Annotated in this window: 16 protein-coding genes and 1 tRNA gene; 7 read left to right on the top strand and 10 right to left on the bottom strand. The window is 62.4% G+C overall.

The features are described from left to right. Positions 1 to 5 precede the first annotated feature (5 nt). The 5 genes from clpS to J2Y63_RS17735 form a co-directional block, all read right to left on the bottom strand. Positions 6 to 356, bottom strand: a complete 351-nt coding sequence (gene clpS / locus J2Y63_RS17755) for an ATP-dependent Clp protease adapter ClpS (protein ID WP_037408383.1) — start codon at positions 354 to 356, stop codon at positions 6 to 8. A 265-nt stretch (positions 357 to 621) separates the two neighbouring features. Then, positions 622 to 975, bottom strand: a complete 354-nt coding sequence (locus tag J2Y63_RS17750) for a phasin family protein (protein ID WP_435267161.1) — start codon at positions 973 to 975, stop codon at positions 622 to 624. 217 nt (positions 976 to 1,192) lie between these two features. Next, positions 1,193 to 1,396, bottom strand: a complete 204-nt coding sequence (locus J2Y63_RS17745) for a DUF3126 family protein (protein WP_134649125.1) — start codon at positions 1,394 to 1,396, stop codon at positions 1,193 to 1,195. Positions 1,397 to 1,549: 153 nt separating this feature from the next. Next, on the bottom strand, positions 1,550 to 2,383 hold the full coding sequence (gene cysE / locus J2Y63_RS17740; protein WP_256116003.1) for a serine O-acetyltransferase EpsC: 834 nt from the start codon (positions 2,381 to 2,383) through the stop codon (positions 1,550 to 1,552). A 90-nt stretch (positions 2,384 to 2,473) separates the two neighbouring features. Continuing rightward, positions 2,474 to 3,259 (bottom strand): alpha/beta fold hydrolase, encoded by a 786-nt coding sequence (locus tag J2Y63_RS17735; RefSeq protein WP_435267160.1) that lies wholly within the window; start codon positions 3,257 to 3,259, stop codon positions 2,474 to 2,476. Positions 3,260 to 3,426: 167 nt separating this feature from the next. Between J2Y63_RS17735 and J2Y63_RS17730 the strand changes: the two genes are divergently transcribed. Next, entirely contained in the window at positions 3,427 to 3,675 is a 249-nt protein-coding gene (locus tag J2Y63_RS17730; protein ID WP_435267159.1) for a zinc-finger domain-containing protein, read from the top strand. A gap of 22 nt (positions 3,676 to 3,697) precedes the next feature. Further along, entirely contained in the window at positions 3,698 to 4,858 is a 1,161-nt protein-coding gene (locus tag J2Y63_RS17725; RefSeq protein ID WP_435267158.1) for an FAD-dependent monooxygenase, read from the top strand. Positions 4,859 to 4,862: 4 nt separating this feature from the next. Here J2Y63_RS17725 and J2Y63_RS17720 read toward each other — a convergent pair whose 3' ends face one another. After that, complete coding sequence (locus J2Y63_RS17720; protein WP_435267157.1) at positions 4,863 to 6,053, bottom strand: cystathionine beta-lyase; 1,191 nt, start codon at positions 6,051 to 6,053, stop codon at positions 4,863 to 4,865. 358 nt (positions 6,054 to 6,411) lie between these two features. Between J2Y63_RS17720 and J2Y63_RS17715 the strand changes: the two genes are divergently transcribed. The 4 genes from J2Y63_RS17715 to J2Y63_RS17700 all read left to right on the top strand — a co-directional run bounded on the left by J2Y63_RS17715 (position 6,412) and on the right by J2Y63_RS17700 (position 10,694). Next, positions 6,412 to 7,440: an amino acid ABC transporter substrate-binding protein gene (locus J2Y63_RS17715; protein ID WP_256116009.1), complete on the top strand. Its 1,029-nt coding sequence runs from the start codon at positions 6,412 to 6,414 to the stop codon at positions 7,438 to 7,440. A 96-nt stretch (positions 7,441 to 7,536) separates the two neighbouring features. Next, positions 7,537 to 8,745, top strand: a complete 1,209-nt coding sequence (locus J2Y63_RS17710) for an amino acid ABC transporter permease (RefSeq protein ID WP_435267156.1) — start codon at positions 7,537 to 7,539, stop codon at positions 8,743 to 8,745. 1 nt (position 8,746) lies between these two features. After that, positions 8,747 to 9,901, top strand: a complete 1,155-nt coding sequence (locus J2Y63_RS17705) for an amino acid ABC transporter permease (protein ID WP_256116011.1) — start codon at positions 8,747 to 8,749, stop codon at positions 9,899 to 9,901. Between the two features lie 16 nt (positions 9,902 to 9,917). After that, positions 9,918 to 10,694, top strand: a complete 777-nt coding sequence (locus J2Y63_RS17700; protein WP_256116012.1) for an amino acid ABC transporter ATP-binding protein — start codon at positions 9,918 to 9,920, stop codon at positions 10,692 to 10,694. 46 nt (positions 10,695 to 10,740) lie between these two features. Here the strand turns inward: J2Y63_RS17700 and J2Y63_RS17695 are convergent, their stop codons facing one another. After that, positions 10,741 to 11,715: a GlxA family transcriptional regulator gene (locus J2Y63_RS17695; RefSeq protein WP_435267155.1), complete on the bottom strand. Its 975-nt coding sequence runs from the start codon at positions 11,713 to 11,715 to the stop codon at positions 10,741 to 10,743. 275 nt (positions 11,716 to 11,990) lie between these two features. Here J2Y63_RS17695 and J2Y63_RS17690 point away from each other — a divergent pair, with 275 nt between their 5' ends. After that, positions 11,991 to 12,425: a BA14K family protein gene (locus J2Y63_RS17690; RefSeq protein ID WP_435267154.1), complete on the top strand. Its 435-nt coding sequence runs from the start codon at positions 11,991 to 11,993 to the stop codon at positions 12,423 to 12,425. 62 nt (positions 12,426 to 12,487) lie between these two features. Here J2Y63_RS17690 and J2Y63_RS17685 read toward each other — a convergent pair. The 3 genes from J2Y63_RS17685 to J2Y63_RS17675 form a co-directional block, all read right to left on the bottom strand. Further along, positions 12,488 to 12,564, bottom strand: a tRNA-Arg gene (locus tag J2Y63_RS17685). Between the two features lie 24 nt (positions 12,565 to 12,588). Beyond that, positions 12,589 to 12,894: an ETC complex I subunit gene (locus J2Y63_RS17680; RefSeq protein WP_435267153.1), complete on the bottom strand. Its 306-nt coding sequence runs from the start codon at positions 12,892 to 12,894 to the stop codon at positions 12,589 to 12,591. 284 nt (positions 12,895 to 13,178) lie between these two features. Continuing rightward, positions 13,179 to 13,937, bottom strand: coding sequence for an amino acid ABC transporter ATP-binding protein (locus tag J2Y63_RS17675; RefSeq protein WP_435267152.1), 759 nt, complete (start codon positions 13,935 to 13,937; stop codon positions 13,179 to 13,181). Positions 13,938 to 13,954: the final 17 nt, after the last annotated feature.

Genomic DNA, 13,954 nt, shown 5'->3' with positions numbered 1-13,954 from the left:
GTTCCTCATTTCTTTTCCATGACACATTGCAGGGGATGCTGGTGCTGGCGGGAGAAATCCATCACCTGTGTCACTTTGGTTTCGGCAACCTCGTAGGTGAACACGCCACACTCGCCTACGCCATGATTGTGCACATGCAGCATGATCCGCGTGGCCGCTTCGCGGTCCTTCTGGAAGAAACGTTCCAGAATGTGAATCACAAACTCCATGGGCGTATAATCATCGTTGAGAAGCAGGACGCGATAAAGGCTCGGCTTCTTCGTTTTAGGTTTCGTGCGGGTAATGACGGAGGTGCTGCGACCGGGAGTGTCGCCGCCGCCTTCCCCATCCTGCATTCGAACCCGTCTCACATCCATTCGTGTTCATTCCCTTGATTTCGGTCGCTTCCTTTGGGCGAACCGTTCAGCCGAGGCTGCCTTCTGGACCTGTTATCTAATGTCTCGTCACACGATTGTAAGAGCCTCGCTTCGCACTGCAATCATAATCACCGGTCATCCGAAGGAAATAGCGAAATTTGCGCCCGCTCCATCAGCCTCGCGCAATCCCCGCAACGCGCAAAGGCCGGCTGCGGTTGCCCGCAGCCGGCCTCTAAACGCTATACGCGTACGCAGTACTGAAAAATCAGGCGGCGACAGCAGCCTTGGCAGCAGCCGTGGTCTTGGCGACCGGCGCTTCGTAGGACTTGTAGGCGCCCTTGGCGAGGTCGGCGTACATTTCGGTGAGCTTCGTGGCTTCGGCGACGAAACCTTCATAGGCGGACTTCACGAAGGCCGTCTGCAGTTCGAGAGCGGCTTCGACGCTCTTGACGCCCGAGAGCTTTTCGAAATGGGCGACGTTGTTTTCGAAGGACTTCTTCGAGTAGTCGGCCGTTTCGGTGGCGATCGCCTGGAAACCCTGCGCAACGGTCGTGTAGCTCTTTACGAACGTGTCCACGGCTTCCTTGCTCTTCTTGTTTGCGTCGTCGAGATTGAACATCGAAGTCTCCTTTGGATCCCGGTTTAGGCCCGAAATCTATATGCGCCGCACAAAAAAGTCAATAATCATGCTGCAATGCAATATTTCACAAACAAAGCAAGACCTTGCGCAATAGGTATGATCATTGGGACAGAAAAAGACGAATTTGTCGCAAAACGATAATAAAAAAGCCCGGCGCAGAGGCGGCCGGGCTTTTTTCTGGAAATAATACCGACGATCAGAGATCGATGTCGAGGATCGCCATGGAGAAGTTGTAGGAGAGTTCCCCATCTTCGTCATCGCGGAAGATGACGCCCAGGAATTCATCCGCGAGATAGACTTCCGCCGATTCATCCTTGCGCGGACGGGCCTTCACGACAATCTCCTTGTTGATATTGCGCTTGAAGTAGGCCTCGAGCTTCCTGATTTCTTCCGGCTTCACGATATGTCTCCGTCGTCGATTGATTTGCCGCGCTTCTCGCACCTGCTCCGGGGCGTGTAAACCCTCGATTTCCACGAGAAAGCGACTTTCCCCGCGTTGGAGTCTTTCCCGCAACGCCGCACGCAAACCGCCTCGCGCTTTTGCCGGCGCCGCTTACAGATCGTAGTCGAAGGCCGCGAGAAGCTGGTCCATGGCGCGCGAGGGCTCGTTGCAACCGGCTTCGCCGATGACCTTCGCCGGCACGCCGGCGACCGTCGATTTCGGCGGCACGGGCTTCAGCACGACCGAGCCGGCGGCGATGCGCGAGCAATGGCCGATATGGATGTTGCCGAGGATCTTTGCGCCGGCGCCGATCATCACGCCGTCGCCGATCTTCGGATGGCGGTCGCCGCCCTCCTTGCCGGTGCCGCCGAGCGTGACGTTGTGAAGGATCGAGACATTGTCGCCGATCGTCGCCGTCTCGCCGACGACGAAGCCGGTGGCGTGGTCGAGGAAGATGCCCTTGCCGATGCGCGCGGCCGGATTGATGTCCGTCTGGAAGACGCTGGAGGAGCGGCTTTGCAGGTAGAGCGCGAGGTCGCGCCGGCCCTTGTTGTAGAGCCAGTGGGCGACGCGATGGGTCTGGATGGCGTGGAAACCCTTGAAATAGAGCACGGCATCCAGGAACCGTAGGCATGCGGGGTCGCGGTCGTAGACGGCCTGGATGTCGACGCGCAGGATGCCGCCCCATTCCGGCCAGTCTTCCAGCATCTCGTCAAAGATCTGGTGCAGGAGGTTCGCCTGCAGATCCGGATGGTCGAGGCGCTCGCAGACGCGGTGGATCACGCTTTCTTCCAGCGAGCGGTGGTTCAGCACCGTCGAATAGAGGAAGGCCGCCAGCAGCGGCTCGGCCTGGGCGGCAACGCGCGCTTCCTCGCGCAGGCTGTCCCAGATCGGATCCATGGCCTTGAGATTCTCGCCGGCCCGCAGTTCGTTTGTCGCGACCATCGCCGCACTCCTTATGGTCATTCCCGTCCATATATAAAGCAAAGGGCGCCGGAGCGAAATGGCCCGGCGGCCGTTGTCGTAAACGCCGCGTCAGCGGCCGTCGATCTCCGCATAGAACTCCAGAACGGCGCGTTTGAAAACCTTGTCGCCGACGGCGAGCATATGGTCGCGACCGGGAATGTCGAGCGCGCGCGCATTCGGCATCAGGTCGGCGAGCGGCTGCGGCGCGCCTGCAATGTCGTCCTTCGTGCCGACGCCGATCAGCGCGGGCACGTCGATACGGCTCATGTCCTGCGGCGTCAAAAGGTCACGCGAGGTCATGATACAGGCGGCGAGCGCCTGTCGGTCGGATTTCGTCTGGTCGGCGAAGGCGCGGAACATGCGGCCGCGCTCGTGCGTCACCACATCGAGCGACGGGGCGAGCAACGCGTCAGCGATCGGATCCCAGTCGCCGACCCCCGTCACCATGCCGATGCCGAGACCGCCGAAGACCACGGAGCGCACGCGATGGGGATGCGCCAGCGCCATGAAGGCGGTGATGCGCGCGCCCATGGAGTAACCGAAGACATGCGCTTCGGGGATCGCCAGGTGGTCGAGAAGTGCGGCAGCGTCGCCCGCCATGAGCGGCGGCGTATAGACCGCGGGATCATGCGGTTTAGCGCTTGCACCATGGCCGCGGTTGTCGAGCGCGATGACTCGGTAGCCTGCGTCCCCCAGCGTCTTCAGCCAGCCGGGAAACACCCAGTTGACGTTGGCGCTGGAGGCAAAGCCGTGGATCAGCAGCACCGGATCGCCCGACGGGTCGCCCTCGTCGAAGAAGGCAAGCTCGAGGCCGTCATGCGCGAAACTGGAAAAGGACGGAGCATCGAGGTTCATCGCGGGCCTTCTTTCGTTTTCATGCCCTGCTCTTAATGCCGTTTGATCGTCGAGAAAACGGTGGCCACGCGGATTTCTCGCCGGGCGCGACGGTTTTGCATCTACACATTCGCCCGGAAGGCGATTATGGTCCGGCGCAGAAAACAGGCATTCCCACGGAGCATGACATGGCTGGACACGGCATTCCTCATTTCCAGAACGACGGCGGCCATCGCACGATCGAGATCGGCGTGAAGGAATTCATGTGCGTCGGCGCCTCCGTGCCCTACGACCATCCGCACGTCTTCCTCGACATGGGCGACGACAACGAGAAGGTCTGCCCGTACTGCTCGACGCTGTTCCGCTACAACCCGACCTTCAAGGCCACCCAGACCGATCCGGTCGGCTGCACCTTCACCAACCAGGTCGCGGCGTAACGGCCGAAAGGCCGGCACCAGCATGTCCTCGACAAAATCCGCAACCATCGTCGGTGCCGGCATTGCCGGCCTGACGGCGGCCCTGGCGCTCGCCCAGAAGGGCATCGTCTCGCATATCCTGGAGCAGGCCCCCGCGCTCGAAGAGGTCGGCGCCGGCCTGCAAATCTCGCCGAACGCCTCCCGCATCCTTTCGGATCTCGGCCTCCTCGACGCACTCAGCGCCCGCTGGAGTGAGCCTGACCACATCCTGCTTTCCTCCGGAAGCTCGCTTTCCCCCCTCGCCTCGGTTCCCGCCGGCAAGGCGGCGCGCACCCGCTGGCGCGCGCCTTACGGCGTGCTGCACCGCGCCTCGCTGCACGCCGTGCTGATGGAGGCCGTGCGCCGCGAGCCGCTCTGCACGCTGACGACGGGCCAGCGGATAGAGACCGCGCAGGATGCCCTCGCCATTGCACCGGCAGATGTGCTGATCGGCGCGGACGGCGTCTGGTCGCGCCTGCGGCAGGCGGTGCCCGGCGCCCTGCCCGCACACTATTCCGGCAATGTCGCCTGGCGCTTCCTCCTGCCCTACGCCGCCGCGCCGCCCTTCCTCAACCCGCGCACCGTGACCGCCATCCTCGGCCCGCAGGCGCACCTCGTCGCCTATCCGCTTGCACAAACCCAGTCATTCAACATCGTCGCCATTCACCAATCGGCGGAAGCGCCGCCGGAAGGCTGGTCACGAACCGGCGATGCCGCCGCGCGAGCGCGCCTGCTCGGCGCCTTTTCCGGCTGGCACAAGGATATAAGACGACTGCTGGACGACGCGCGCGAGCCGCTGATGTGGCCGCTCTTCGAATGCCCGGACGGCGCCTGGACGAATGGCAGCAACACGGTGCTGATCGGCGATGCCGCGCACGCCATGACGCCCTTCGCGGCCCAGGGTGCCGCGATGGCCATCGAGGACGCCGCGCTGCTGGCAAACCGGCTCGCCGGCGCGAACGACGTCGGACAGGCGCTGCGGCAATTCGAGACGACCCGCCGCGAACGCGTCGCCCGCGTGCGCAGCCGCGGCGCCTTCAACCGCTTCGCCTACCATGCGCGCGGGCCGATCGCGCTCGGCCGCAATCTGGTGCTTTCATTGCGCCGGCCGGAAAGCCTCGCCGCGGATCTCGACTGGCTCTACGGCTACCGCACACCGGATTGAGCCGTTAAACCGCCCGCGCCGCGGCAAGCCCGCGTTCGATATCGGCCCTGATGTCCTTGACGTCCTCAAGACCGATCTGGAGGCGCAGCACTGGACCTTCCTCCGGGGCCTTGGCGACGCGGCGGTCGTTGAGATTGACATGCACCGCGAGGCATTCGAAACCGCCCCAGGAATAGCCGAGGCCGAAGATTCCGAGTGCATCGAGGAAGGCGTGCGCCTTGGCCTTGTAACGATCCGGCGAACCGCCGTTGAGGACGATCGAGAAAATGCCGCTGGAGCCCTTGAAGTCGCGCTTCCAGAGATCGTGCCCCGGGAAGCTCGGCAGTGCGGGGTGCAGCACGCGCGACACATCGTCGACGCCTTCCAGCCAGCGCGCCAGTTCCAAGGCGCTTTCCTGGTGGCGCTCCAACCGCACGCCCATCGTGCGCAGGCCGCGCAGCACCTGGTAGGCGTCGTCCGGCGAGGCACAGGTGCCGAGCGCGATCTGCGTGTCGTGCAGCTGCTCCCAATGGGCGGCATTGGCCGAAACGGTGCCGAACAGCACGTCCGAATGGCCGGCCGGATATTTCGTCGCCGCGTGGATGGAGACGTCGACACCGAAATCCAGCGGGCGGAAGTAGAGCGGCGTCGCCCAGGTATTGTCCATGGTCACGACCGCGCTGTGCTTGTGGGCGGCGGCGGCGATGGCCGGGATATCCTGCATTTCGAACGTATTGGAGCCCGGCGCCTCGGTGTGCACCAGCCTGGTGTTCGGCCTGATCAGCGTCTCGATGCCGGCGCCGATCATCGGATCGTAATATTCGACGGTGACGCCGAGGCGTTTCAGCATCGTGTCGCAGAAATGGCGGGTCGGGTGATAGACCGAATCGACGATCAGCGCGTGATCGCCGGACGACAGATAGGCCAGGAACGGCACGGTGACGGCCGCAAGGCCCGAGGGCAAGAGGATCGTGCCGGCCGAGCCTTCCAGCTCGTCGATGGCGGCACAGAGCGCATCCGTCGTCGGCGTGCCGCGCGTGCCATAGGTGTATTTCTGCGCACGGCTTTCCATCGTCGCGGCATCGGGGAACAGCACGGTGGAGGCATGCACGACGGGCGGATTGACGAAACCATAGTAGTCGGCCGGGTCGTTTCCGGCATGGGCAAGGCGGGTGTTCACGCCGGCGCCAGCGAGGATTTCGTCTCTGTTTTTCATGGATCTGTCCGAAGCAATGCGAGGGGTTTTGGTGACGCCGACTTTTCGCCAGCGGGACCGGCAGGTCAACCCCCATACGAAACGATGAGCAAGCGTCCAAAGCGCTTCAAGTCCTCCCAACGCGGAAATTTTGTGCGATTTACTGCACAAGTCCACGGTTTTTTGCCCAAAAACCCATCAACTGCCGACAAATTTAGGTTACCGAACGGAAAATGGTTCGGATCACTTGACCCTGCGAAATTTTGAGCATGAGATAAGCAACCTCGCGCCGGGAGGGTGGCGAGTTTTCGTGGGCGCGCCCGTCAGGGGTGCGGGGCCTGCGGACAAAACAAAGACAACAGAAAAAGGTTGTAAAAAAATGGCAAAAAAAATCATGGCTGCGCTCGTCGGCGCTGCCGTACTGGGGCTTGGCGCAAATGCAGCACAGGCGGACACGCTGACTGACGTGAAGGCAAAGGGCTTCGTGCAGTGCGGCGTGAACGGCTCGAACCTCGCCGGTTTCGGCGCACAGGATTCGGCCGGCAACTGGTCCGGTCTCGACATCGACCTGTGCAAGGCCGTGGCCGCTGCCGTCTTTGGCGACGCCACCAAGGTGAAATACACGCCGCTCTCGGCCAAGGACCGCTTCCCGGCCCTGCAGTCCGGCGAAATCGACATTCTCGCCCGCAACACAACCTGGAGCATCAGCCGCGATTCGCAGCTCGGCTTCGATTTCCGCGCCGTGAACTATTATGACGGCCAGGGCTTCATGGTGAAGAAGGAGCTCGGCGTGAAGTCGGCGCTCGAACTGTCCGGCGCTTCCGTCTGCGTGCAGTCCGGCACGACGACCGAACTCAACCTCGCCGACTTCTTCCGCTCGAACAACATGGACTTCAAGCCGGTCGTCTTCGAAGCGCAGGATGAAGCCGACGCCGCCTACAATGCCGGCCGTTGCGACGTCTACACGACGGACGCCTCGGGCCTCTACTCGATCCGCCTGAAGATGGCGAACCCCGACGACCACATGGTTCTGCCGGAAATCATCTCCAAGGAGCCGCTCGGCCCGGCCGTTCGCCAGAACGACTCCAAGTGGTTCGACATCGTGACCTGGTCGCACTACGCGATGGTGGCCGCCGAAGAATTCGGCATCACCCAGGCGAATGTCGAAGAGATGAAGAAGTCGGCCAACCCGGACATCAAGCGCTTCCTCGGCGAAGAAGCTGACAGCACCATCGGCGCCGACCTCGGCGTGCCGAAGGACTGGGCCGTGCAGATCATCAAGGCGGTCGGCAACTACGGCGAATCCTTCGAGCGCAATGTCGGCGAAGGTTCCCCGCTCAAGATCGCCCGCGGCCTGAACGGCCTGTGGACGAAGGGCGGCCTGCAGTACGCACCGCCGGTTCGCTAAGCGATCATCCGCACCACTCCGGGAGGGCAAGCGATTGCCCTCCCTTTCAAACAAAACGCCCGGAAAACAGGGCGACAACAATGTCAGGGGAAATGCATGGCTCTTGCGGATGCCCGAACAGGGTCCGGCGAACCGCCGAAGGTATCTCTTCTCTACAATCCGGCGCTGAGAAGCACTGTCTACCAGGTCGTGACGATCATCGTGATCGTCTCCGCCGTCTGGTATGCGTGGAACAACGTCGTCCAGAACCTTGCCCGCGCCAACATGTCGGCGGGCTTCGGCTTTCTGAACAGCCGTGCCGGCTTCGACGTCGCGCAGTCGTTGATCGCCTATAGCAGCGACTCGACCTATTTCCGCGCCCTTCAGGTCGGCCTTATCAACACGCTCGTCGTCGCCGCCGCCGGCATCGTCACCGCGACGATCGTCGGCCTGCTCGTCGGCATCGGCCGCCTGTCGCACAACTGGCTGATCGCGCGGCTGTGCACGATCTATGTGGAGATCTTCCGCAACATTCCGCCGCTGCTCGTCATCTTCTTCTGGTATCTCGGCGTTCTCGCCCTGCTGCCGTCGATCCGCACGATCTTCCAGCATGTGAAGGACAATCCGGACGCGATCTTCTTCATCTCGAACCGCGGCATCTACATGCCGGCGCCGGTCTTCGGCGAGGGTTTTGGCGTGGTGCTGGTCGCCTTCCTGATCGGCGTCGTCGCGGCGATCGCCTTCACGGTCTGGGCCAATGCCCGCCAGCGCGCGACGGGCATCCGCCCGCCGGTGCTCTGGATCAATCTCGCCCTGATCGTGCTGTTCCCGCTCCTCGTCTTCATCGTGATGGGCAGCCCGCTCTCGCTCGACTATGCGGTGCCGGGCTCGTTCAACATGAACGGCGGCATGGTGATCGGGCCGGAATTCCTGGCGCTCTACCTTGCGCTGTCCCTCTACACGGCCTCGTTCATTGCAGAGATCGTGCGCGCCGGCATCCGGGGCGTCTCGAAGGGCCAGTCGGAAGCCTCCTATGCGCTGGGGTTGCGTCCCGGCCAGGCGACACGCCTCGTCGTGTTGCCGCAGGCGCTGCGCATCATCATTCCGCCGCTCACCTCGCAGTACCTCAACCTTATCAAGAACTCCTCGCTCGCGGTGGCCGTCGGTTATGCCGATCTCGTCGCGGTCGGCGGCACCATCCTCAACCAGTCGGGCAAGTCGATCGAGATCATCTCGATCTGGATGCTGATCTACGTCTCGATCAGCCTCATCACTTCGCTGTTCATGAACTGGTTCAACGCCAAGATGGCATTGGTGGAGCGCTGATATGGCTGAAAGCATTACCTACGTCCGCAGCCAGTTCCTTGAGCCGGAGAAGGCGCCGATGTCGGATTCCTCCGCCATCGGCTGGGTCCGCAAGAACCTCTTCGCCTCGTGGAAGGACAGCATCCTGTCCCTCGTCGCGCTGGCGGCGATCCTCTACTTCATACCGGGCCTGCTCAACTGGCTGTTCGTATCGGCCGTCTGGACCGGCGCAGACCGCACGGCCTGCCTCACCGTCGATCAGGGCGGCCAGCTTCCCGCCGGCTGGAACGGCGCCTGCTGGGCCTATGTCGGCGACCGCTTCGTCCAGTTCATGTTCGGCTCCTATCCGCGCGACGAACTCTGGCGGCCGCTCCTGGTCGTCGTCATGTTCGTCGGCCTGCTCATCCCCTTCCTGATCCCGAAGGTGCCGCGCAAGGGCCTGAACGCCCTCCTTCTCCTGATCGTGCTGCCGGTCGTCGCCTTCTTCCTGCTGCTTGGCGGCGTGTTCGGCCTGCGGCACGTCGAGACCTCGCTCTGGGGCGGGCTGATGGTGACGCTCATCATCTCCTTCGTCGGCATCGTCGTCTCGCTGCCGGCCGGCATCCTGCTGGCGCTCGGCCGCCGGTCGACCATGCCGGTGCTGAAGACGGCCTGCGTCGTCTTCATCGAGTTGATCCGCGGCGTCCCGCTGATCACGGTCCTTTTCATGGCGAGCGTGCTGCTGCCGCTGTTCCTGGAACCCGGCAACAACATCGACAAGTTCCTGCGCGCGCTGATCGGCGTTTCGATCTTCGCGTCCGCCTATATGGCGGAGGTTATTCGCGGCGGTCTCCAAGCCATTCCAAAAGGGCAATATGAAGCGGCCGACGCTCTTGGTCTAAACTACTTCCACAAAATGACCTTCGTCGTGCTTCCGCAGGCCATCAAGCTCGTGATCCCCGGCATCGTGAACACCTTCATCGGCATGTTCAAGGATACCTCCCTCGTCACGATCATTTCGATGTACGATCTGCTCGGCATCGTGAAGGCAAGTTTTGGGGATTCGGCCTGGATCACGCCGGTCACACCGCTGACGGGCCTGATCTTCGCCGGCTTCGTGTTCTGGATTTTCTGCTTCGGCATGTCGCGCTATTCGGCCTTCGTGGAACGCCGGCTCGACAAGGGCCACAAACGATAAAAGAGAGGAAACAAGAATGGCCAACCAAGCCCAGGCGCAAAAGCTGGCGGTCTCCACGACGGATGTCGCCGTCGAGATCACCAACATGAACAAGTGGTACGGCGATTTCCACGTGCTGCGCGACGTCAATCTCAAGGTCATGAAGGGCGAGCGCATCGTCATCGCCGGCCCCTCGGGCTCCGGCAAGTCGACGATGATCCGCTGCATCAATCGCCTTGAAGAGCACCAGAAGGGTCAGATCGTCGTCGACGGCATCGAGCTCACCAACGACCTCAAGAAGATCGACGAAGTGCGCCGCGAAGTCGGCATGGTGTTCCAGCACTTCAACCTCTTCCCGCACCTGACGATCCTGGAAAACTGCACGCTGGCGCCGATCTGGGTGCGCAAGATGCCGAAGAAGGACGCAGAGGAAGTGGCGATGCACTACCTGAAGCGCGTCAAAATCCCCGAACAGGCCCACAAATATCCGGGCCAGCTTTCGGGCGGCCAGCAGCAGCGCGTGGCGATCGCCCGCTCGCTCTGCATGAAGCCGAAGATCATGCTGTTCGACGAGCCGACCTCGGCGCTCGACCCGGAAATGGTCAAGGAAGTGCTCGACACCATGGTGTCGCTCGCCGAAGAAGGCATGACCATGCTCTGCGTGACGCACGAAATGGGCTTTGCCCGTCAGGTCGCCAACCGCGTCATCTTCATGGACCAGGGCCAGATCGTCGAGCAGAACTCGCCTGCCGAGTTCTTCGACAACCCGCAGCACGAGCGCACGAAACTCTTCCTCAGCCAGATCCTGCACTAGGCGGATCCGGGCGGCACAGCGAAAAGGCGGGCCAAGCCCGCCTTTTTCATTTGACGCGCAGTTCCGCCCTGAGCTTCAGCGGGCTTGCGCCAAAATGGTTGCGAAAGGCGCGCGAGAAGGCGGAGAGGCTGTCGAAGCCGCTACGCAGCGCCACGTCCTGGATCGACAGCGGCGTATCGCGCACCATCCGCTGCGCCGCCGTCAGGCGCAGGCGCAGGTAATACTTCCCCGGCCCGATGCCAAGGCCCGTTGCAAACAACGTCTCCAGCTTGCGCGTCGAAAAGCCGAGCCGCCGGGCGAGTGCTGCAATCGTCAGCGGCCGGTCGATCGTGCGCTCCATCAGGCGGATGGCGGCCGCCAGCTCCGGCTGATGCTCCCCAAGCCGCCCGAGCGAGACGAGCGGCTGTGCGTCCGTCGCCGCATGGGTCTCGTCATAGACGAAGACGCTCGCCACATCGAGCGCCACCGCCGAGCCGAAACGCTCGCGCACCAGATGCAGCATCATGTCGAAGGTCGGCGAGGCACCGCCGGACGTCCAGAGCGGCCCGTCGGTGACAAAGCGGTCGGCGCGCACGTTGAGTGCGGGAAAGGCCGCCGCGAAATCCTCCAGCTCCTCCCAATGCGCCGTCGCATCGCGCCCGTCGAGCAGGCCCGAACGCGCCAGCAGCCAGCAGCCCGATTCGATGCCGGCGACCACCCCGAAGCGGCGCGCCACCTTCTTTAGCCGGGCAACGAAATTGCGGTCGGCATGGCGATCCTGGTTGAAGCCGGCAATCAGCAGCAGCGCGTCGCCGCTGGTGACATCGGCAAAATCGCCGTCCACCCGGATCTCCACGCCGCAGGTCAACAGGACCGGCCCGCCTTGCGGCGACAGGATCGTCCAGCGGAACACCGGCTCCGGCACCACGCGGTTTGCCGCGCGCATCGGGTCGAGCACCGAGGCTAGCGACATGATCGACGACTCGGGCAGAAGGACGATTGTCACCTCGAGCGGCCCCTGCCGCAGCTCTTTCTTACGCATGTGGAAATTGTCAAAAAAGATGCGGGTTATGTCAATCGAGAAAAGCGCATTCGGGCATGATCCGCCTTACAGGAGATCTGGAGATGCAGCCGGATTGTGGTGAGAGCCCCTGTAACCCCGAACACCCTGATCCGCATTTTACCGGAACGGGTTGGCGAGCCGACCAGGCGGACCAACCCGTTTTTTTTGCCTCTGAGACACGGCCTTTCGTGATGGCGGGGAACAACCGGGTGACTGCCGCGTTCTTCCGGCAATCAAGCACGAAAGGTTCTATCATGTTGAAGCTCAAGACCGGTTTTGCCGCGGGCGCATTGTCCATCGCCATTGCGCTCACCTCCATCGTCCCGGCCCAGGCCGTGACATTCGCGAGGGTTCCGGTTCCGGAAGCCTCGAATGCCGAGCAGGTCCAGTATCGCTACGAGCGCCGCCGCGACCGCTATGAACGCCGTGCGGAACGCCGCTGGCACGGCCACCGCGGCTACCGTGACCGCCGCGCAGGCTATCGCCGCCATTCCGACGGCTGGTGGTATCCGCTGGCAGCGTTTGGTGCCGGTGCCATCATCGGCGGCGCGATTTCCAACCAGCCGCAGGCGGGCAGCGGATCGCACACAAGCTGGTGCGCCAACCGCTATCGCTCTTACCGGTCCTACGACAACACGTTCCAGCCCTACGGCGGCCCGCGCCAGCAGTGCATTTCGCCCTATTCGTGATAGGTCGCATTCCTCAAGCAAAAAGGGCAGCCCATCGGCTGCCCTTTTTGTATGAAAAGTCTTGGCGACCCCTGCAGGGCTCGAACCTGCGACATTCTGCTTAGAAGGCAGATGCTCTATCCAGCTGAGCTAAGGGGCCGGGACTGGCGGCGCCAGTAGAACCTCAGTGGGTCCAGGGCTGCATGCGGTTGAAGCGGAAGTTATCCGGATAGGCGACGCGCTTGCGGGTCGCTTCCTTCGGCTCGATCACGCGGTATTCGATGCCGTTGCGTTCCGCGTAAGCAATCGCCTCTTCGCTCGTCTCGAAGGTGAGCTTGACCTGCTGGTACATGTCGCCCGAACTCGTATAGCCCATGATGGGGTCGATCGTCCGCGGCTTTTCGGCATCGAATTCCAGAACCCAAAGGTGGGTCTTGGCCTTGCCGGATTGCATGGCGGTCTTGGCAGGACGATAGATCTTCGCGGTCATCGAAGCGGCTCCAGAATTCTCGCAGACAAGCACGCCGTTCCGCCGGCGCGCGTTCGAGCATGCATAACCCAGATTCCGTAAAGGGGGAATGACCGGTCGCGCATTTGCAATCGAAACGCCCGTCGAAGATGGTCGGAGTGGAGAGATCCTAACCCCATATACCGTTGAACCCCAACGGTATTTCCACTCTTTTGCAACCTTGGCCAGCTTGCCTTTTATCGCTAATTTTCTGTGTCCCTATAGCTGCGAAGAGAGCGGCTTGCAATATGCCGCGTCATAGCGCCTCAATGCTTCAGCACACGTGCGAGGAAGGAACGGGCGCGGTCGTTCTTCGGGTTGTCGAAGAAGTCGTCCGGCTTGCCGATTTCGAGGATCGCGCCCTGGTCGATATAGACGATGCGGTCGGCGACTTCGCGGGCGAAACCCATTTCGTGGGTGACGATCATCATCGTCATGCCGTCGGCAGCGAGTTCGCGCATGACGTCGAGCACTTCGCCGATCATTTCGGGGTCGAGCGCGGAGGTCGGTTCGTCGAAGAGCATCAGGTGCGGTTCCATGGCGAGCGAGCGGGCGATGGCGACGCGCTGCTGCTGGCCGCCGGAAAGCTGGCCCGGATATTTGTAGGTATGTGCCTTCAGGCCGACGCGCTCCAGGAGCTTCAGCGCCGTCGCCTCGGCTTCGTCCTTCGATTTTTTCCGCACGCGCATCGGCGCGATGGTGATGTTTTCGACCACCGTCTTGTGCGGGAACAGGTTGAACTGCTGGAAAACCATGCCGACGCCCTTGCGGATGGCGACAAGCTCCTTCTCGCCGCCCAGCAGCCGATCCTCCTCGACGGGCATCTGGTAGCCGTCGACCAGCAGGCTGCCGTTCTGGTACATTTCAAGCCCGTTGACGCAGCGAATGAGTGTGGATTTGCCCGATCCGCTCGCGCCGATCACCACCACCACCTCGCCGCGCGATACCGAAAGGTCGACGTCCTTCAGAACGTGGTGGCTGCCGTAGAACTTGTTGAGGCTTTTCATGTCGACGATGGTGTTCATCGGAGCGGCTCCTGGAG

The organism is Shinella sp. BE166 (genome assembly GCF_051201095.1).
In the GTDB taxonomy this organism is placed as follows: Bacteria; Pseudomonadota; Alphaproteobacteria; order Rhizobiales; family Rhizobiaceae; genus Shinella; species Shinella lacus.
The sequence above is the reverse complement of the archived record's forward strand: the minus strand, read 5'-3'. Positions and strand labels throughout refer to the sequence as shown.